The organism is Streptomyces sp. TAA204 (genome assembly GCF_000424965.1).
Window position 1 is genome coordinate 276801 of record NZ_AUKW01000004.1, and the last position, 19625, is coordinate 296425.

A 19625-nucleotide genomic window follows, 5' to 3' on the forward strand; every position below is an offset into this window, starting at 1 on the left:
CGCGTAAGACGCGCAGCCCCGGATGGATGGAAACCGAACGCGTGACGGAGCACCAGCAGCCCGCGACCAGCACAGCCGTGCCGCCGCTACCCGGCCTGGGCACGGCCCCCACGGGCGGCCCCGCGCCGGGACGCTCCGGCATGCCCTCCGGCACGGCCGGCTTCCCCGGCGGGACGGAGGGCTCCGGCGGACAGCTGCCCGAAATGTCCGGTCCGCCCGGCGGATTCGGTGACTCCGGCACGTCCCGCGCCGCCCGCGACAGCGAGCAGCCCGCGCCGCGCTCCGGTGAGGAAGGCGCGGAGCAGGCACGTCCGGCGGCACGCCCGCAGCCGGGGGGAGGGCGACGTACCTCCGGTAAGTCCGGAACGTCGGGAACCTCCGGCAGGACAAGCAGGACCGCCAAGACCGACAGGACCGGAAAGACCGACAAGACCGGCAAGGGACGCAGCACGAGCTCCTCCGGAACATCCGGGAAGGACGGCAGAGCCCGTAAAGCCGGCGGGACGGGGAAGGCCTCCAAGGAGGGCACCGGCAGCAGCACCCGCGGCTCGGGCTCCCGCAGCGGCCAGGGAGGTTCCGTGCCCGAACCGTCGCACGGTCCCGAGTCCGCACCGGAGCCCCAGGCCCCCTCACACCCATCGACCGCGGAGAGCGGTGCCGTGTCACACCCGACCACAGGCGACATGACGGCCGCCGAAGTACCGCCCGCCTCCCAGCCCTCCCCCGCCGGGTCCGCCCCGGCGGCCCCGGCGGGCCCGGCGGAAGGGGACGCGCTCGTACCGGACGTCGACACCGCCGAGCGGGAGCGGCGCGGAGGCGACCGGCTGCGCTTCGTCGGCGCGGCCACCCGCCGTATCGCGCGCGGCATGGACCTGGACGAGACCGTGCTGGGGCTGTGCCGGGCCAGCGTGCCCGCCTACTCCGACGCGATCCTCGTCTATCTGCGCGACCCGCTCCCCGTGGGCGACGAGCGGCCGACGGGGCCGGTGGTGCTGCGGCTGCGGCGCAGCGACCGCATCCCGGACGACCCGCACGCCCTGGTGGCCGCGGCGTCGGCCTCCGGCGATCCGGCGCAGCCCGAGAGCCGGCCGGGCGCCGCCGACCCCTCCGGCGGGGCGAGCGTCACGATGCCCTCGCTCACGGCGGTCTCCGACGGGACCGCGGGCGCCGCGGAGTACGTCGAGGTGCTCAACGGCGGACCGCTGGCCGAGGTGCTGCGGGGCGTACGCCCCGTCTTCGCCGACGCCCCGGCCGCCCGCGACGCCCTGCCCGAACTGCTGGGCACCGACCCCGACGTGCCGTCCGGGCAGCGGGCGATACTCGCCCCGCTGCGGGGCCGCAGAAAGGTCATCGGGGCCGCCGTCTTCCTGCGCAGGCCCGAGCGTGCCGCCTTCGAACCGGACGATCTGCTCATCGCGGCCCAGCTCGCCACACACACCGCGCTCGGTGTGGACAAGGCCGTGCTCTACGGGCGTGAGGCGTACATCGCCGACGAGCTGCAGCGCACGATGCTCCCCGACGAGCTGCCCCAGCCGACCGGCTGTCATCTGGCCAGCCGCTACCTGCCCGCCGCCGAGACGGCACGCGTGGGCGGCGACTGGTACGACGCGATCCCGCTGCCCGGCAGCCGGGTCGCCCTCGTCGTGGGTGACGTGATGGGCCACTCCATGACGTCGGCGGCGATCATGGGCCAGCTGCGTACGACGGCCCAGACGCTGGCCGGGCTCGACCTGCCGCCGCAGGAGGTGCTGCACCACCTCGACGAACAGGCGCAGCGGCTGGGCAGCGACCGGATGGCGACGTGCCTCTACGCCGTCTACGACCCGGTCGCACACCGCATCGTCATCGCCAACGCCGGACATCCGCCGCCCGTGCTCCTGCACCGCGACGGCCGTGCCGAGGTGCTGCGTATACCGGCGGGCGCTCCGATCGGCGTCGGCGGTGTCGACTTCGAGGCGGTGGAGCTGGACGCGCCCGCCGGCGCCACGCTGCTCCTCTACACCGACGGGCTGGTCGAGTCGCGCCAGCGTGACGTGTGGACCGGCATCGAGCACCTGCGCGAGAAGCTGACGGCGACCGCCCGCCTGACCCGGCCGGAGGCGTCGGCGCCGCTGGAGCCGCTGTGCGACGAGGTGCTGGACATCCTGGGGCCCGGCGACCGTGACGACGACATCGCGCTGCTGGCCGCCCGGTTCCACGGGATCGCACCCAGCGACGTCGCGTACTGGTTCCTCGACCCGCGCGCGCAGACGGCCGGGCAGGCACGCAGGCTGGCGCGGCGCGCTCTGGCCCGCTGGGACCTGGAGGAGCTGTCCGACTCCGTCGAGCTGCTGGTGAGCGAGGTCGTCACCAACGCGGTGCGCTACGCCGAACGTCCCATCACGCTGCGGCTGTTGCGTACGGACACCCTGCGCTGCGAGGTGGGCGACGACGTGCCGCAGCTTCCGCGGCTGCGGCAGGCGCGGGCGACGGACGAAGGGGGCCGCGGGCTCTATCTCGTCAACAGGCTGGCCAGGCGCTGGGGAGCGACACGGCTCTCGACCGGCAAGGTGGTGTGGTTCGAACTGCCGCTGTCCTGAGCGGGTTCCGGCGGGGCGGGCGGGGGCCGCGTTGCGCTTTTCGGCCCGTGCCGGACGCCCGTGAGCGCAGTCGTCCGCCGTCCCCTCCCGCGGCGGATCCGCTCACGGCCGTCCGGCGCGGCGCCCGGCCGGGAATTGCCGGCCGGTGGACGCACGGCGGGAAAGTCTCCCGTCCCCTTTTCCCGCCGTGCGCGTCATTCTCCGGTGGTTACCAGCGATACCACCGGCCTTTCCCTCCGCCGGTGCGGGCGGGGCGGACGAAGAATCCCAGCAGCCAGACCACGAGCACGATGACCGCGATCCACCACAGGGCTTCCAGCGCGAAACCGGCACCGAAAAGGAGCAGGACGAGAAGCAGTACGAGAAGCAAAGGAACCATTGTTGTCGACCTCCGGGCACTCAGGTGCCCCTGTTCACGGTGAAGAGTCATCGGCCCAGGTGTCGCCTGGGTAACACTTCTCCCGGGTGGACTCCGGCTTTGACGGCGGTCACCCTCCGGGGCGGCGCAACGGGATTCCGCCCACCGTGCCTTTCACGGATGGTGCCGCAGGGTGCTGTCGCGTACACGTGACCGCAAGCGGGCCCTCGATCCCGATCCCGATCCCGATCCCGCCGAACCGCGTTCGCGGCGGCCGTCACGTACGGAAAGCCGCGCCGGCAGGAGAAAGGCCACCCCGATCAGGGCGACGGAAGCGAGAACCATACCGATGACCATCCCGGATTTCCCGTTCCCCTCGCTCAGTCCTGCGTCATGGCGATGCGGAGCTGCCCGAGGCAGTTGCGCAGCAGCCGAGAGATGTGCATCTGGGAGAGGCCGAGCGTCTCCCCGATCTGCTGCTGTGTGAGTTCCTCGCCGAAATGCATCTCGAGAATGCGGCGGTCGCGCTCCTCCAGCTCCGCCAGCAGCGGCTTGAGCGCGCTGAGGTCCTCGACCTTCTCCAGCTCCGGGTCCCAGCAGCCGTATCGGCCGAGAAGCGTCTTGCTCTCCTTCGCGTCCGACTCCTCGTCCTCGCCGGAGAGGTGGAGGGAGTGCGTGGAGTAGGCGTTCGCGGCGACCTGCGCCTCGATGACCTCCTCGACGGACAGCCGCATGGCCTCCGCGAGTTCGGCGGTGGAGGGCGACCTGCCCAGCCGGGCCTCCAGCCGGTCGGTGGCCCGCGCCAGGGCGATGCGCTGCTCCTGCAGGCGGCGCGGTACGTGCACGGCCCAGGTGGTGTCGCGGAAGAAGCGTTTGATCTCGCCGGTGATGTAGGGGATCGCGAAGGAGGAGAACTCCACCCCGCGGTCCGGGTCGAACCGGTCGATGGCCTTGATGAGGCCGATGGTGCCGACCTGGCGGACGTCCTCGTACTGGTCGTCCCGCTGCTGGTAGCGCTTGGCGACGAAGTTGACCAGGGGCAGGCTGAGTTCGATGAGGGTGTTGCGCGCGTACTGGTACGCGGCGGTGCCCTCCTCCAGCTCCTGCAGATGCCGCAGGAAGACGGGTGTCACCTGGCGTGCGTCCCGGGGTGCGACGGTCTGCGGGTCCGGGACCAGCGGCAGGTCCGATGCGCCGTTCTCCTCGGCTTGCGCGCCGGCCACGCTGGACACCGGCATGGTGGCGCCACTCATGAAGGCCTCCGTACGGCAAATGTTGTCGTCCTGCATGTTTCTACCTGTCCGCGCACCGTAACGCCACACCCCCCACCTCCCCCCTTCACCGGCGCTTCCCCGCCGCTCCGCCTTCCACAGCAGGTCAAGCGGCTGCGACGGCCCGTCCTCGGCCCTGCGCGCCGGCCCACAAGAGCCCTTCGTGTGACGTCGTTCACTTTTCCATCACGTAAGTGAAACTCCCGTGCCGCGTATGCTGAGCGGAGAACTACGGTTGCGAAGCCGCCACGTCCCTTGGGCACCGCCTCGCTCCCGTCCTGGTCAGAAGCAGGAGAAGTGGACAGACTCGCCGCAGTCGAGCGGGCCCTGCGCACCGCCGCCCCTCATGAGTTGCTCGACGTCGTCACCGTGGCGATGCGACAGCACTACGACGCGATCGATGTCGAGCTGCGCATGGTCGACTACGGGCTCCGCAGCCTCCAGGTCGTAGAGCCCGTGCCGCACACCTCCGCCGCGGTACCCATAGCCGGCAGCCCGCAGGGCAGGGCGTTCGGCGCACCTGACCCCGTGGTCGTACCGGACGCGGCAGCGCGCACCGTCACCGTCCACCTCGCCGTGAGCGTGCGCGGCGACCGCGTGGGCGTGCTGTCCGTCGTCCTCCGCCAGGACGCGGGCGTCCACGCGCTGCTGCCGGAGCTGGGGCACCTCTGCAAGGCGCTCGGCCACGAGATCATGGTCGCCGAGCGCGACACCGACCTCTATCTGCTGGCGCGGCGGGCCTCCAGGCTCACCCTCGCCGCCGAGATGCAGTGGCAGCTCCTGCCGGGCCGCTCCTGCCGGAGGACCGAGTTCGCCCTCGGCGCCCATCTGGAACCGGCGTACTCGATCTTCGGCGACAACTTCGACTGGTCCGCCTCGGCCGATCACCTCACCCTCGCCATCACCAACGGCATGGGCGAGGGCATCGAGGCCGCCCTGCTCACCAACCTCGCCGTCAACGCGATGCGCAACGCGCGCCGCGCCGGGCTCAGCCTGGCCGACCAGGCGTCCCTCGCGGACCAGGCCATCTACGCGCAGTACCGTGGCGCCGCCCATGTCTCGATGCTGCTGCTGCGTTTCGAGCTGGCGTCCGGTCAGGGCGAGGTCGTCGAAGCGGGCTCACCCCGCGCCTGGCGGATGCGGGACAGCAAGGTCGAGGCACTGGACTTCGACGCCCAGCTCCCCCTGGGCATGTTCGAGGAGACGCCCTACGTCTCCGAACGCTTCCACGTGCTGCCCGGCGACCGGCTGCTCTTCGCCAGCGACGGCGTCTACGACACCCCGTTCCAGGCCGGCGAGCACTACGGCGAGCAGGCCCTCGCGCGCTCCCTGAACGCCAACCGGCTGCTGCCGGCGGCTCAGGTTCCGCAGGCGATCCTGCGTGAACTCGCCGACCACCGGGGAGTCACACCGCTCGACGACGACGCGCTCGTCGTCTGCCTCGACTGGTACGGGGGCGGGAAGGACGGGGCTGACCCGCTCACGGAGCCGTCCGGCGAGGACTGAGACGCGCGGCGCCGGTGGAGGTGACAGCGGCCGTACCGCGGCCGGTCAGGCCGAGCTCTCCACGCCCGGACCCGACTCTTCCCGCCCGCTCAGCCGGAGTTGGGGCACCACCGACTCGGTGACGTCACGGAAGCCCTTCAGCCCTTCGAAGAGCGCGGCACGCGCCTTGGGCGGCATGGCGGCGATGGTCGTGGTCAGCGACTCCTCGCGCCGGCGCCGCAGATCCCGCAGGCAGTCCTCGCCCTGCCGGGTCAGATGCAGTTCCAGCTCCCTCCGGCTGACGGGGCTGGGTGAGCGCTCCAGAAGGCCCATCGCCTGAAGCCTGTCGCACAGGCGGCTCACCGAGGACGGTGCCGAGCCCAGCGCCTCCCCCAGGGTGCGCAGGTTCATTCCGTCCTGCCGGTCCAGGCAGTACAGCACCCTCAACTGCGAGGCGGACACCGGGGACGGGGAGACCGCGTCCCGGCCACGCTCCCACAGCACTTCGAGCAACTCGATGACCTCGCCCGCCGCCTGAGCGGCCTCGGGCCCGCGCTGCCGCGGCCCGTCAGGGGAGCTCTCGCTCGTCACAGTGACTCTCCGAACCAGCACGGCCGACCGCTGACGGGCCGGACCCGGCGCTTCACGGTCTGCCGATGATCAGATACCGACGGAACCCTTGCCGGACAACAATCATACTCGGACTCTCGTCTGCCCTCCCGCGGCCGTTCGCACACATGCGCCCGACCGGGCCTCAAGTGCACGGCCCCGCACGCGAGTCGGCGGCCGGGGCGGCAGCGGTCACCGCACGAAGTGCTGGTCGTCCCAGCCGTCCCAGCCGTCCCGGCCCGACCACGCGGCCCCGGCCCACTCCAGGCAGAGCACCGTGGCGTCGTCCCGCGGATCGTGGTCGGTCGCCTCCAGGACTGCTCTGGTGAAGGCGTGCACCGCGTCACGCGGGTGCAGGGCGGCGGTCTGCCTGATCAGCTGGCTCATGCTGCGGTGGCTGCCGTCCGCCTCCAGCATGCCGTCGGTGAGCAGGACGAGGCGGTCGCCGGGGCGCAGATCGAGGCTCTGGAGGTGATACCGGTGGTACGGGTCGACACCGAACGGCAGATCGACGACGGGCGTGATCTCCTCGACCTTCCCCTTGCGCAGGAGCAGGGGCCAGACGTGGCCCGCGTTGACGAATGCGGCCTCGCCCGTGCGGAAGGACACCCACACCAGCTGGCCGGTGGCCATGGCCTGCGCGCCGTGCTCCGCCAGCGCCTTGTGCACCCTGGAGGACTCCTCCAGGACCGCGCGGTGCTCACGGACGGCGTGCTCGGCGACCGCCTGGTTCGCCGCCTCGGCCTGGGCCGCGAGACCGAGACCCGCGCGGCGGGCGTTGCGCAGGGCGCTGACGACCACGGTGGCGAGCTGGGCGGCCCGTACGTCGTGTCCCATCGCGTCTGTGAGGGACAGGTGCAGCCCGCCCCGGTTCAGCACGTAGTCGAAGGTGTCCCCTCCGATGGAGGCGGCGGGCTCCAGTGAGCCGGCGACGATGAACGGACCGGCGTCGCAGGTGAAGGACTCCGGCAGCAGACGGTGCTGGATCTCGGAGGCCAGCGACATCCGTGTGGTCCGCCGGCCCCATTCGAAGAGGTCGGTGAAGCGTCTGTTGACGATCACCACATAGGCGAGAGCGTGGGAGGCCTCGGTGATGCGCCGCAGAGTCCCCTGGCCGGGGGAGGCAGGCAGCACCATCTCCAGTACGCCGATCGTGTCGCCGCGGTCCGAGACCGGAGTGACGACCCTGACGCGGCCGTCACCCGAGGTGTCCCCGGCACCCTCGTCCTCCGAGACCCACAGCTGCTGGGAGCGGATCACCCGCTCGTAGACGGTCCCGGACAGCGGCAAGGGCCGCGGTTCGCCGGTGAACTCCTCCTCTGTGGTCCCCGCCAGCCGTACGACCGCGCTGCCTCCGAGATCGGTGATCAGGAAGGAGACCTCGACGGCCGAGAACTGCTCCTGGAGCATCCGCGCCATCACCGAGACCGACTTCACCGGCGGCGCGGCCTGGACCGAGGCGAGCAGGCTGCCCATCCAGTCACTGCCGTCCGCCATTCTCCGCGCCCTTCCGGTCGGCGTCAGGACGCCTGCCTGCCCGGCGCCACCAGGTCTGGGACCGCCGGCTCGCGCGCTGCCGCTGAACGCAGGCAGGCACCCTGCTTACCGTCAGTATCGGCCGGGGGTCGCGCCGCGGCCACGCGCGCGGGCCCGTTCGGACGACCGCCGGTGGCCGGGCCGCTGCCCGGGCCGCGGCATCCACGGCACGGTCCGCGGCTTCGTCCGCGGCGGGGCGTCACTCCTCGCGGGAGGGTCGGCCCCGGCGCGGGTGCGGGCGGGCGTCCCCGGGCAGGCGCCCGGAGTCGGCCAGGGCCTTGCGCAGCAGATAGTCGATCTGGGCGTTGGTCGAGCGCAGTTCCTGCGACGCCCAGCGGGCCAGCGCGTCGTGCATCGCGGGGTCGAGCCGCAACAGCACCTGTTTGCGCTGCCGTTGCGGCCGGCGGCCGGCCCGGACCCGCGGTGGACCGTCCGCGGAGCCGGAGCCGGAACCCGCGCTGGGGTCCGGACCCGGGCCGGAGGCCGCGGACCCCTCCCGGGGTCCCACGGCCTCCGGCCGTTCCGCGGATTCCGCGCCTTCCGGGGGGTCAGTCACTGGTAGAGCGTCCCCGTGTTCATGACCGGCTGCGGGGAGCGGTCACCGCAGAGGACGACGAGCAGGTTGCTGACCATGGCGGCCCTGCGCTCCTCGTCCAGCTCGACGAAGTCCTGCGCCGCGATACGGGTGATGGCGTCCTCGACCATGCCGCAGGCACCCTCGACGATGGTCTTGCGTGCGGCGACCACCGCGCCCGCCTGCTGCCGCTGGAGCATCGCGGAGGCGATCTCCGGAGCGTAGGCGAGGTGCGTGAAGCGGGATTCGACGATCTTCACCCCGGCTGCCTTCACCCGCACCGTCAGTTCGACCGCGAGCTTCTCGGTGATCTCCTCGGCGTTGCCTCGCAGGGAGAGGCCGCCCTCGTCGTGCGCGTCGTAGGGGTACTCGATGGCGATGTGCCGCACGGCCGCCTCGGTCTGTGTGGCGACGAACTCGACGTAGTCGTCCACGGAGAACTTCGCCTGTGCCGTGTCCGCGACCTGCCAGACGACCACCGCGGCCAGCTCGATCGGGTTGCCGTAGGCGTCGTTGACCTTGAGGACGGCGGTCTCGTGGTTGCGCACACGCGTGGAGATCTTCGCCCGGCTGGTGAGGGGGTTGACCCAGCGCAGCCCGTCGGTGCGGATCGTGCCGGTGTAGCGCCCGAAGAGCTGGACGACGCGGGCCTCACCGGGCGCGACCATGTTCAGACCGCACATCGCGAAGATGGAGCCGATCAGCACCAGGACGCCCAGGACGATGAGCGCGGCACCGGCCCCGCCGGAGCCGTCCGAGGCGAGCCCGCCGCCCGTCACTATTCCTCCCGCACCGAGCAGGACGCCGACCAGGCCGAGGAGCAGGGCGAGGCCGCCGGGAATGCTGTGCGCGGCGACCTCCCGCACCTCTGGCTGGGGCATGTCGGGCAGGTCCTGGGGTTCGGCGGTCTTGGGTGTCGGGTCTTGAGCGGGCATCAGGGTTCCCCCGTTTCGTGATCTGTGTGCGCGGAGCCGGCCGTTCGGAGGCAGTGCTCCGCCCCGGTCTCTCCACTGTCTAGCAAAGTGATATCACTTTAGCGTGAAAACGCGGTCCCGGCCAGCATGGGGGTCCGGCCGGGACCGCGGGCTCAGCGGACACGGGCCCCGGAAGGGCCCCGGAAGGGCCCGGCTCACTCCGTACGCAGCCCGTCGGGCCGCATCATCCGCCACAGGAACGGCAGACTCACCAGCGTCACCACGGCGATCACCACGGCGCCCGCTCCGGCCACCGGCAGGAAGACCAGCCAGTCGGTGGCCGGTGCGCGCAGCAGCCGCAACAGCCCCCAGCCCAGGCCCAGCCCGAAGACCACCGCCAGCCCGATGCCGAGCACGACCGGCACAGCCGTCTGCCACAGGACCGACGCCCCGAGCGTGGAGCGCTTCGTACCGAACGCCACCAGCACCGACAACTGCCGCTTGCGGTCACGCAGTTGCTCCAGCATCGAAACGATCATGCTGGCCCCGATCAGCGCGAGCACACCGACCGCGGCGGCCAGCACCGCCCGCCGGAGAGTGGCGAACTCCGCCGTCACCACCTGGTCCCTGACCTCGAAGACGGAGTAGGAGGGGTCGGCCCGGAAGATGGTCGTCCGCAGCTCGTCCAGCGCCTCGGGCGTCCCCTCCGTCCGCACCCATCCCCGGTAGCCGGGGGAGGCCAGCCGCTTCTCGGAGAGGGCGCCCGGCGTGATCAGCAGACCGTCCGACTTGTTCCCGTCCGGCCTCCGGAGGCCCTCGACCGTGGAGGTCGAGGCGGGGATGGTCCAGGTGCCCTTGCCCGGGTCCTCCTCGTCCAGGACGAGGCGGGTTCCCGGGTCGGGCAGGGGCCCGGACGCGTCGGCGTCGCCGCGTGCGAGGAAGACGTCACCTTCCTTGCACTCGCCGACCCGGGCCAGCCGGCGCAGGGTGGAGCAGTCACCCATCGAGATCGCCACACCTTCGTCGGAGCCCTTGACGTTCGCGTGCGACGAGAGGCTTCCCTGGGCCCGGCGGACACCCGGCGTCCCGTTCAGCTCCCGGACCAGCGTCTCGGTGAGTGCGAGCGTGGAGCTGGGGCCGTAGATGACCGCCGCGCTGTTGTCCACGTGGCGGCGTTGTTCCGTCTGCCCGGTCTCGACCGCGGCGAAGAGCATCTGCAGCGCGATCGCCCCGGCCACCGCGATGGTGATGCCGCTGACGGCGCGGGAGGCGTTGCCGCTGCTGAGCTGGAGCCGGCGGACGGCCAGCTGCCACGAGACCGGGCCGCCGCGCAGGAGGCCGACCACGCGCTCCACCAGCCAGGGCAGCAGCAGCGACACCCCGACCAGCAGGAGCACGACCCCGCTGATGACCTGCGCCTCGCTGACGGAGGCGTCCGCACCGTCCACCGACCCCGCCAGCGGGTAGAGCAGCGCGGCGCCGACGGCCGGCGGCAGCAGCCGCCACCACAGCCGCCGGGAACGCTGTTCGCTCCTGCGCACCAGTCCGAGCGGCTCGATCGCGACCCCGCGGAGCGCGACGATCGTGACGGCCACCGCAGCGACCGGCACTCCCAGGACGATCAGCAGGCCGAGGCCGAGGGAGGGCGCCACGTCGGCGGGGAAGACACTGAACCCGAAGAGGTCCACGCGCCCGATGAAGACCCTGCCCAGCAGGAAGAACCAGCCCCCCAGCAGCAGCCCGAGCAGCGCGCCCACCAGTGACTCACCGGCCGCGATGCGCCGGGACGTCGCGGCGTCGGCGCCCACCAGCCGCAGTGCGGCGAGCCGGGCGTCCCGCTGCTCGCCGCCGAACCGTACGGCCGTGGCGACGAAGACCGCGACCGGCATCACCAGCACCGCACAGGCGACCACCACCAGCAGCAGCAGCGCGGGGTCCAGCGGCGCGTTCTGCTTCGAGCCGGCGAAGTCGGTCACCCGGACCGCGCCGGTCTCCGTGGAGAGGTCGTCGGCGCCCTTGTAGAAGGCGAGTTCGCCCGGCCCGAGCAGACCCTCCTCGCCGATGGTGCCGACGATGCGGCCGTCCAGCCGTTCGGCCAGATGCTCGCCCGCCGGGGAGCGCAGCATCTCGGCCAGCGCGGGCGAGACCAGCATCTCGCCGTCGGCCGGCAGCTTCTCCACACCGGGCGGGGTGACCGGGGTGGCTCCGTCGGCCTGGAGGAGCCTCCCGAACAGCTCGTCCCCGCCGTAGCGGTTGTTGGCGTCCTTGGACAGCACGGAGTCGGCGCTGGGCGGCACGTCCCGCGGGGTGAGGAAGTACGAGCCGGAGCGGGCCTCCTCCCGGGCGTCGTACCCTGAGATCATCTCCGGCACCGCCGCTGCCAGCAGCAGCACCGCCACGCCGAGCGCGACGCCGACGGCGGTCAGCAGCGTGCGCAGCCATCCCTGCCGTCCGCCGCTGGTGGCGAAGCGGGCACCCATCGCGAGGTCGCGGGCCCACTCCCGGAGGCGGGTACCGCGGGTGCGCCCCTCCGGGGGCTCCGTACCGCCGGTGCCGCTGCCGGTGGTGCCGCTGCCGGTGGTGCCGGTGCTCGTGCTGGTGCTCGTGGTCGTCACAGCACACCAGCCATGTTCCGGGCCCGCCCGTCCCGTACGACCACCTCGCGGTCGGAGTACGCGGCGACCCGCGACTCGTGCGTGACGAGGACGACGGCCGCCCCGGTCTCCCTTGCCGCCTCGGTGAGCAGTTGCATCACGCGCTCGCCGTTGAGCGAGTCGAGGGCGCCGGTCGGCTCGTCGGCGAAGAGCACGCTCGGGCCGGCCGCGAGCGCGCGGGCGACTGCGACGCGCTGGCCCTGACCGCCGGAGACCTGGCCGGGACGCTGGCCCGCCACGTCGTCGACCTCCAGCCGCTCCAGCCAGGCCGTCGCACGCGACTGTGCCTCCTTGCGGCCCACTCCTGACAGCCGCAGCGGCAGCGCGGCGTTCTCCACGCAGGTCAACTCCGGTACGAGCTGCCCGAACTGGAAGACGAAGCCGAAGTCCCTGCGGCGCAGCGCGCTGCGCCGGGCGTCGTTCATCGACGACATCTCCTGCCCGCGGTAGGTCACCGAGCCGGCGTCCGGAGGGACGATGCCCGCGAGGCAGTGCAGGAGTGTCGACTTGCCCGAACCCGAGGGGCCCATGACGGCGACGATCTCCCCGGCGCGGATGGCGAAGTCGGCGCCGTCGAGCGCGGCGGTCGAACCGTAGTTCTTGACGAGGTCCGAAGCGGTCAGCAGGAATCCGGCTTCCGCGCCGGGGCCGGAGGCCGCGGGAGTCGCGGTGGACGCAGTGGACGCGGGGGGTGTCATGGCCGTACCTCCGTGGCGAGCTTGCCGAGGCGTGCGGCAGTCAGTTCCAGCCAGCGCAGATCGGCTTCGAGGTGGAAGAGCGCGTGGTCGCAGATGAGCTGGTCCGCCAGGTCACCGCCCTGTTTGCGGCGCGTCAGCTCCCGCATCAGGCGCAGGTGCTCGGCGCGCTGGGTGTCCAGCAGTTCGCCGGCGTCGCGTCCGGTGAGCAGGGCGAGCACCACTTTCGTGTAGAGCGTGCTCTGCAGGTACGGCTCGGGCTTCTCCGGACGTGAGAGCCACCCGGCCACGTCGGTGATGCCGGCGTCGGTGATGGCGTACCGCTTGCGCTCGGGGCCGCCGCCGGCCTCGATGCCGTCGACCTCGACGAGGCCGTTCTTCAGCAGGCGGGACATCGTCGAGTAGACCTGGCCGTAGTGCAGGGGCCGGTCGTGGCCGAAGCGTTCGTCGAAGGCCCGTTTGAGGTCGTAGCCGTGGCGGGGGCCGGACTCCTCCAGGAGTCCGAGCAGGGTGTGACTGATGGACATGGCGAGGACTATACACACTAGGTATACAGACCGTGTATAGATTGCCGGAGAAAAGCCCTGACCTGCACGGCCAGGGCAACTCCCCCTCGGCGGACGCCGGAAGGGACGGACAAGGGCACGAGGCACCGGACCCGTCCGCTCTCTCTTCTCCGCCGGGCTCCTCGCCAGCGTGGGGCGGGCCGGCAGGCTCCTCGCCGGCTGCCCGGTCGGTCAGCCGCCGTTGACCTTGGCCGAGACCCGGTCGCCGAGCTGCTTGTCGACGTTCCGCCAGTACTGCACGGCACGGTCCAGCACGGGCTTGCTGACGTCGTCGAGCAGGTGCCCGGAGATGTTGTTCACGAGCCGGTCCCGCTCCGCGTCGTCCAGCACCTGGCGCACCTGGGTGCCCGCCTGCCCCCAGTCGTCGTCCTCACGGCGCGGCGCGTACGCCTCGCGGACCATCTCCTGGTCCTCGACGCCCCAGCCGGTCTCGTGGCCGTAGCGGGCCGTGTCGGCGGACGGGCCGCCGTAGGAGTTGGGCGCGTACGGCCGTGCGACCCGGGCCGGTTCGTAGCGCATCGGACCGTCCTTGGCGTAGGAGTTGACCTGCGCGTGCGCCCGGTTGGGCGGCAGCTGCGCGTAGTTGGGCCCGATCCGGTACCGGTGCGTGTCCGGGTAGGAGAAGAGGCGTCCGAGCAGCATCTTGTCCGGGGACGGTCCGATGCCCGGCACCAGGTTGGCGGGCTCGAAGGCGGACTGCTCGATGTGGACGAAGTAGTCCTCCGGGTTCCGGTCGAGCCTCATCCGCCCCACCTCGATCAGCGGGTAGTCGCCGTGCGGCCACACCTTGGTCAGGTCGAAGGGGTTGAAGCGGTAGTCGGGAGCGTCCGCGAAGGGCATCACCTGCACGTACATCGTCCAGCTCGGGGCGTCGCCGCCGTCGATGGCGCTGAAGAGGTCGCGCCGGTGCATGTCCGCGTCCTCGCCCGCGAGCCGGTCGGCGTCCTCCTGGGTGAGGAAGTCGATGCCCTGGTCGGTCTTGAAGTGGTACTTCACCCAGAACTTCTCGCCGCCGGCGTTCACCCACATGTAGGTGTGCGAGCTGTAGCCGTTCATGTGCCGGTACGTGCGCGGGATGCCGCGGTCACCCATCAGCCACGTCACCATGTGCGCCGACTCGGGCGAGAGCGTCCAGAAGTCCCACTGCATGTCGTGGTCGCGCAGGCCGCTGTCCATGCGGCGCTTCTGGCTGCGGATGAAGTCCTGGAACTTGCTGGGGTCGCGGACGAAGAAGACGGGGGTGTTGTTCCCGACCATGTCGTAGTTGCCGTGCTCCGTGTAGAACTTCAGCGCGAAGCCGCGGGGATCCCGCCAGGTGTCGGGGCTGCCCTGCTCGCCGGCGACGGTCGAGAAGCGGGCCAGCATCTCCGTACGCCTGCCGGGCTGGAAAAGATCCGCCTTGGTGAACTGGCTGACGTCGTTGGTGACTTCGAACACCCCGTACGCCCCGGCCCCCTTGGCGTGCACCACCCGCTCGGGCACCCGTTCGCGGTTGAACTGGGCCATCTTCTCGATCAGGTAGTGATCCTGGAGCAGGATCGGGCCGTCGCTGCCGACGGTGAGCGAGTGCTCGTCGCTCTCCACCGGGATGCCGGCGTTGTTGGTCGTGGTGTGGTCCGACATGGAGCTTCCTCCCGGAACGGGTGAGGTACGAGGTTCCACCGCCTGCCACGGCCCCCGTCCACCGCGACCGGAAGGCGGCTCGAACCGCGAACCAGTACCCGGCCGGCGCGAGAGGCAAACTCCCGGTATGTCCCCCTCGACCCCCTCCGTCCCCACCGCGTACGGCCCGGCGGCCCGCCAGGCGGTCAACCCGTCTCACCCTCAGCGCGTCAGCCGTAACGGTGACAGATCGCCGGTAACGGGTGGGGGCGGACAATGGCGTACACCACGGAGGCGGGATCGCGTCGCACCGCGACGGGCCCGGCGCCTCCCGGGGCGGAACCCGAGGGGCCGGAGAGGCCGGAGGAATTCCAGCGGCCGGAGGAGTTCGAGCGGCCGGAGGGGCCCGATCCCGGCCGCTGGGCCCCCTCAGACCCCGGCGGCCCCGGACCCCGCCACCCCGCACCGGCCGTCGTCCCCCTGCCGCCGCTCGGCAGTGGCACCGGCCCGCCGCGCCGCGTGCTCCGCCGGACCGCCGCGCTCCTGCTGGCCGTCGCCCGGCGCCCGTACTGGCAGCGTCCCGACCCGGCCTGGCTGGTGCGCCGCTGGCCCGGTCTGACAGCGACATGTACCGCGACCCTCTTCTTCTGGCTCTCCCTCACGCCCTCCCTGGTGCCGCGGCCCTGGTACCTCCAGGGCGTCATCGGCGGCATCACGGCGGCGATCGGGTACGCCATCGGGTCGGTGCTGGGACGGCTCGCACGGCTCGCGTTCACCGCGCTGCGGCGGAGTCCGCGCCTCGGCCGGCGCCTGGCGCTGCCGCGGGACGGACGCGCGCGGGCGCACGCCTGGCAGGCGTACTACGTGCTCGCGGTCGGGGTGACCGTCCTGGCGCTGTCCGAAAGCGCCCGCATGCAGCGGGAGTTGCGGGTCCTCCAGGAACTGCCCGAGACGCTGACCTGGCACTCGATGATGATCGCGCTGATGGCGCTGGGACTGTGCGGGCTGCTGCTCCTCGCCGCCCGTACGGTCCGGCTGTGCACCCGCGCCCTGATCCGTTCCCTGTGCCGGGTCGTGCCGCGTCCCGTCGCCGTCGTGGCCGGCCTGCTGATCAGCGCCACGGCGGTCGTAGTCGGTACCCGCGACGTCGTCTTCGACCGCGGTGTGATCGACGTCGTCTCACGGATCGCGGAGAGCACCGACCGGGGCACCCGGGAGGGCGTCGCGCAGTCGGACTCCCGCTACGTCTCGGGCAGTCCGCGGTCGCTGATCGGATGGGGCGAACTGGGCTACGAGGGCCGCAACTTCACCGGCTCCACGCTCACCGCCCACCAGATCCGCGAGGTCACCCGCCGCCCCGCCAGGGAACCGGTACGGGTGTACGTGGGCAGGCGCAGCGTCGAGGACGCCCAGGACACCGGGGTGGGCGACGCCGCCGACGACGCCGAAGTCTACGAGGCGGGCGCCGCGCTGGCGGTCGCGGAGCTGGAACGCACGGGCGCCTTCCGCCGCGAGGTGCTCGCCGTGGCCGGCACGACCGGCATGGGCTGGGTCAACTCCGCGGACGCCGAACCACTGGAGTACCTGCACGGCGGTGACACGGCGATCGTCGCCATGCAGTACTCGTACCTTCCCAGCTGGGTCTCCTTCGTCGTCGACAAGGAGCAGGCTGGGCGGGCGAACAGGGCGCTGGTCGAGGCCGTCCGGGCACGCTGGCTGCAGGAGCCCGAAGACAGACGTCCCAAGCTGGTCGTCTTCGGCGAGAGCCTGGGCGCGTACGGCATCGAGGCGGCCTTCGGCGGCCCCGAGGAGCTGATCTCCAAGGTGGACGGCGCGGTGCTGGCCGGTTCGCCGAACTTCTCCCCGGTACGGGAGGAGATCACCGGCGACCGTGACGCGGGAAGCCCGGTCTGGCGGCCCCAGTACGAGCGGGGCAGGCACTTCCGCTTCGCCCAGTGGCCCGAGAGGGACCTCGCCCGGCCGCCGGGGCCCTGGCGTGAGCCGCGGGTGGTCTATCTGCAGAACGCCTCGGACCCGATCGTGTGGTGGTCCTGGGATCTGGCTCTGAACCGGCCCCGCTGGCTGAGCGAGCCGCTCGGCCCGGACATCACGGAGGAGGTCAACTGGTTCCCGTTCGTGACCTTCTGGCAGACCACGGTCGACGTGGCCGTCTCCTACGACGTCGACGCACCGCACGGACACCGCTACGGCACCGGCTCGGTGGAGGCGTGGCAGGCGGTCGCACCGCCGGAGGGCTGGTCCGCCGCCGACTTCCGGCGGCTCAAGCACCACATGGACACCCGCAGGGCGCCGTACTGAAGGGTGCGCGGCGGGTGACGGCGCACCTGCGCCGTCACCCGCCGCGCGGGCGCCGAGGGCTTACCGGGCGCTGCCGCCGGAGTCGTTCCCGCCCTCGGAACCGTTCCCGCCGCCGGGACCTTCGCGGCCGTCCGAGTCCTCCGGACCGCCGCCGGGACCGCCCGGGCCGCCCGCCGGCGGCGGTGGCGCGTCGGCGGACTCCGTCGGGGACACCCCCGGCGCCGTGGCCGGCCTCTCCCCCGGCGCCGCGTGCGGCACCGCCGGGACCCCCGCGACAGACAGCTCCCCCGTCACCAGCGGCGCCGGACGGGCGCGCTGTTCCTCCGCGTACGCCCGCAGATAGCCGGCAGCCGTGTTGACCACCGCCACCAGCGGCACGGCGACCACCGCGCCGGGGATGCCCGCGATGAGGCTGCCGCCGGTCACCGCGAGCACGACGGCCAGCGGATGCACCCGCACCAGCCTGCCGAGGATGAAGGGCTGCAGCACATGACTCTCGATCTGCTGGACCAGGAGTACGACGCCGAGCACGAGCAGACCCGTGAGCGGCCCGTTCGTCACCAGACCCACCAGCACGGCCAGCGCACCCGAGAGGACGGCGCCGACGATCGGGATGAAGGCGAAGATGAAGATGAAGACGGCCAGCGGCACCGCCATCGGCACATCGAGGATGTAGATGCCCACACCGATGAAGATGGCGTCGATGAGGGCCACGATCACTGTTCCGCGTACGTACCCGGTCAGCGTCACCCAGGCCCGGGGCCCGGCACCGGCCACGCCCTCGCGGGCGCCCGCGGGCACCAGCTTCAGCACCCATCCCCAGATCCGTGCCCCGTCGTAGAGCAGGAAGAGAGTGATGAACATCGCCAGCACCGCTCCGGAGAGGAACTCCAGCAGGACGGTGACGCCCTCCAGCCCCGCGGAGGTGACCTCCTTGCTGTTGTCACCGAGCCACTGGCTCAGGTTCTTGGCGATGTCGTTGACCTGCTCCTCGGAGACATGGAACGGGCCCTTGACCGCCCAGCGCTGCATCTCGTCGATGCCGTCCTGGACCCGGCTGGTGAGCGTGGGCAGGTTCTCCGTCACCTGCCAGATCACGAACCATCCGACGAGGCCCATCACCACGAAGCCGGCGATGAAGGTGATCGCGGTGGCCAGCCCCCGGCCGACCCGGTACCGCCTCAGCCGGGCGACCGTCGGCTGCAGAAGCGCGGTGATCAGCAGTCCGGCGGAGAAGGCCAGGACGAGGAGGCTGATCGAGCTGATCACCTGGATCAGCACCCAGACCACCCCGGCCAGCACCAGCATCCGCCACCCGGCCTCGGCGGCGACCCGTACGCCCCAGGGCACGGCTGTCGCGGGCGCGGGCCTGCCTCCGACGGCGGGCGGATGGTTCGGGGGCGGCGGTGCCGGAGCGGGCTCCGGCGGACCCTCCTCCGGCCGGGCACCCGGCTTCGTCATGGCCTCCTGCTTGGCCAGCTGTTCCGCACGCCGCTCGGCGATACGGGCCGCGGCGCGGGCCACCCCGTCCCGCAGCTTGTCCACCCTGCTCGTCATCCCGCGTCCTCCGCCCCCGGACTTCGACGTCTCTCTGCTGCCGTTGAGTGACGACGTTACAGGTGTGAAGGTTGCTTCCGTCCTGCGAGAGGGCGATGTTCACCGCCCGCGCACCACGCGCTCACCCCCGCCCGGGGTCCGGGCGGGGGTGAGGCATTGGAAGCCTGTGAAGTTGTGCGGCTCAGCGCTGTGCGCCGGGGCTCAGTACCAGTTGTTGGCCTGCCAGAAGTCCCAGGCACCGCAGGGGCTGCCGTACCGGTCGTTCATGTAGTTCAGGCCCCACTTGATCTGGGTGGCCGGGTTCGTCTTCCAGTCGGCGCCCGCCGAGGCCATCTTCGTGCCCGGCAGCGCCTGCACCAGGCCGTACGCGCCCGAGGAGGGGTTGCTCGCCTGGTAGTTCCACCCCGACTCGCGCTCGACGATCTCGGAGAAGCACTGGAACTGACCGCCGCCGACGATCTGCTGCGCCATCGACTTGACTTCGGCGGTCGAGTACGAGGCCTGCTGGGCGAAGTCGCCAGCCCGCGAGGCGGAACGGCTCGCGGCCTTGGCCTCACGCTCGGCTGCTGCCTTCTCGGCTGCCTTCTCGGCCGCTTCCTTCTTGGCTGCGGCGTCCTTGGCGGCCTGCTTCCGCGCGGATTCCTCGGCGGACTTCTTCGCCTCGGCGTGCGCGGCGGTGGACGCGGAGTCCGCCTGCTGCGTGAGGGAAGCCGTCTGCGCCTGGGCCTGCTGGCCCGCTGGTATGTCTGCGAGGAGCGTCGCGTCAGCAGCAGTGGCCTCGACATCGGTCGTCGTCTGGCCCTGCTGGCTACCGGAGGCCACACCGACGACGGCGCCAACGGTGGTGACCGCGGTGGCGGACGCCACGGCGAATCCCCGGACGGAGATCCGAGTCACACGCTTTCC

The 19625-nt window shown here is 71.8% G+C and carries 15 protein-coding genes; 3 read left to right on the forward strand and 12 right to left on the reverse strand.

The features are described from left to right. Positions 1-26 precede the first annotated feature (26 nt). On the forward strand, positions 27-2579 hold the full coding sequence (locus tag H343_RS0109535) for a SpoIIE family protein phosphatase (protein ID WP_037903118.1): 2553 nt from the start codon (positions 27-29) through the stop codon (positions 2577-2579). Positions 2580-2787: 208 nt separating this feature from the next. Here the strand turns inward: H343_RS0109535 and H343_RS0109540 are convergent, their stop codons facing one another. Together H343_RS0109540 and H343_RS0109550 are read right to left on the reverse strand one after the other, a co-directional pair. Beyond that, positions 2788-2958 (reverse strand): DUF5670 family protein, encoded by a 171-nt coding sequence (locus H343_RS0109540; protein ID WP_028430940.1) that lies wholly within the window; start codon positions 2956-2958, stop codon positions 2788-2790. A gap of 359 nt (positions 2959-3317) precedes the next feature. Further along, positions 3318-4190, reverse strand: a complete 873-nt coding sequence (locus H343_RS0109550) for a SigB/SigF/SigG family RNA polymerase sigma factor (RefSeq protein ID WP_037903275.1) — start codon at positions 4188-4190, stop codon at positions 3318-3320. 315 nt (positions 4191-4505) lie between these two features. On the opposite strand from H343_RS0109550, the gene H343_RS29855 reads away from it, so the two are divergent. Beyond that, positions 4506-5714, forward strand: coding sequence for a PP2C family protein-serine/threonine phosphatase (locus H343_RS29855; RefSeq protein WP_037903120.1), 1209 nt, complete (start codon positions 4506-4508; stop codon positions 5712-5714). A 45-nt stretch (positions 5715-5759) separates the two neighbouring features. Here the strand turns inward: H343_RS29855 and H343_RS29860 are convergent, their stop codons facing one another. The 8 genes from H343_RS29860 to H343_RS0109595 form a co-directional block, all read right to left on the reverse strand. Further along, positions 5760-6284 carry a MarR family transcriptional regulator gene (locus H343_RS29860; protein WP_051264876.1) on the reverse strand — a complete coding sequence of 175 codons (525 nt, stop codon included), beginning with the start codon at positions 6282-6284 and terminating at the stop codon, positions 5760-5762. A 210-nt stretch (positions 6285-6494) separates the two neighbouring features. After that, positions 6495-7799: a PP2C family protein-serine/threonine phosphatase gene (locus H343_RS29865; protein WP_051264877.1), complete on the reverse strand. Its 1305-nt coding sequence runs from the start codon at positions 7797-7799 to the stop codon at positions 6495-6497. Positions 7800-8037: 238 nt separating this feature from the next. Next, entirely contained in the window at positions 8038-8217 is a 180-nt protein-coding gene (locus H343_RS33545) for a hypothetical protein (protein ID WP_051264972.1), read from the reverse strand. A 173-nt stretch (positions 8218-8390) separates the two neighbouring features. Continuing rightward, positions 8391-9347, reverse strand: coding sequence for an SPFH domain-containing protein (locus tag H343_RS0109575; protein ID WP_028430943.1), 957 nt, complete (start codon positions 9345-9347; stop codon positions 8391-8393). A 194-nt stretch (positions 9348-9541) separates the two neighbouring features. After that, a complete protein-coding gene (locus H343_RS0109580; RefSeq protein ID WP_158679540.1) occupies positions 9542-11941 on the reverse strand; it encodes an FtsX-like permease family protein in 2400 nt (799 codons plus the stop codon). Then, positions 11938-12678 carry an ABC transporter ATP-binding protein gene (locus H343_RS0109585; protein ID WP_078505297.1) on the reverse strand — a complete coding sequence of 247 codons (741 nt, stop codon included), beginning with the start codon at positions 12676-12678 and terminating at the stop codon, positions 11938-11940. Before H343_RS0109585 ends, H343_RS0109580 begins: the two co-directional genes overlap by 4 nt. Further along, complete coding sequence (locus H343_RS0109590) at positions 12675-13202, reverse strand: PadR family transcriptional regulator (protein WP_028430946.1); 528 nt, start codon at positions 13200-13202, stop codon at positions 12675-12677. Before H343_RS0109590 ends, H343_RS0109585 begins: the two co-directional genes overlap by 4 nt. A gap of 210 nt (positions 13203-13412) precedes the next feature. Next, positions 13413-14864, reverse strand: a complete 1452-nt coding sequence (locus H343_RS0109595) for a catalase (RefSeq protein ID WP_028430947.1) — start codon at positions 14862-14864, stop codon at positions 13413-13415. A gap of 255 nt (positions 14865-15119) precedes the next feature. Between H343_RS0109595 and H343_RS0109600 the strand changes: the two genes are divergently transcribed. After that, positions 15120-17162, forward strand: coding sequence for an alpha/beta hydrolase (locus tag H343_RS0109600; protein ID WP_078505298.1), 2043 nt, complete (start codon positions 15120-15122; stop codon positions 17160-17162). A 60-nt stretch (positions 17163-17222) separates the two neighbouring features. Here H343_RS0109600 and H343_RS29875 read toward each other — a convergent pair whose 3' ends face one another. Then, positions 17223-18719, reverse strand: coding sequence for an AI-2E family transporter (locus H343_RS29875; RefSeq protein ID WP_078505300.1), 1497 nt, complete (start codon positions 18717-18719; stop codon positions 17223-17225). Between the two features lie 201 nt (positions 18720-18920). Next, complete coding sequence (locus tag H343_RS0109610; protein WP_028430949.1) at positions 18921-19616, reverse strand: aggregation-promoting factor C-terminal-like domain-containing protein; 696 nt, start codon at positions 19614-19616, stop codon at positions 18921-18923. Between the last annotated feature and the right edge of the window lie 9 nt (positions 19617-19625).

Bases quoted from the DNA above. Each gene is read 5' to 3' on its own strand.
- H343_RS0109585 (WP_078505297.1), bottom strand. From the start codon at position 12,678: ATGACACCCCCCGCGTCCACTGCGTCCACCGCGACTCCCGCGGCCTCC.
- H343_RS0109600 (WP_078505298.1), top strand. From the start codon at position 15,120: ATGGCGTACACCACGGAGGCGGGATCGCGTCGCACCGCGACGGGCCCG.
- H343_RS0109550 (WP_037903275.1), bottom strand. From the start codon at position 4,190: ATGAGTGGCGCCACCATGCCGGTGTCCAGCGTGGCCGGCGCGCAAGCC.
- H343_RS29865 (WP_051264877.1), bottom strand. From the start codon at position 7,799: ATGGCGGACGGCAGTGACTGGATGGGCAGCCTGCTCGCCTCGGTCCAG.
- H343_RS0109590 (WP_028430946.1), bottom strand. From the start codon at position 13,202: ATGTCCATCAGTCACACCCTGCTCGGACTCCTGGAGGAGTCCGGCCCC.
- H343_RS0109535 (WP_037903118.1), top strand. From the start codon at position 27: ATGGAAACCGAACGCGTGACGGAGCACCAGCAGCCCGCGACCAGCACA.
- H343_RS0109595 (WP_028430947.1), bottom strand. From the start codon at position 14,864: ATGTCGGACCACACCACGACCAACAACGCCGGCATCCCGGTGGAGAGC.
- H343_RS29875 (WP_078505300.1), bottom strand. From the start codon at position 18,719: ATGACGAGCAGGGTGGACAAGCTGCGGGACGGGGTGGCCCGCGCCGCG.
- H343_RS0109575 (WP_028430943.1), bottom strand. From the start codon at position 9,347: ATGCCCGCTCAAGACCCGACACCCAAGACCGCCGAACCCCAGGACCTG.
- H343_RS0109540 (WP_028430940.1), bottom strand. From the start codon at position 2,958: ATGGTTCCTTTGCTTCTCGTACTGCTTCTCGTCCTGCTCCTTTTCGGT.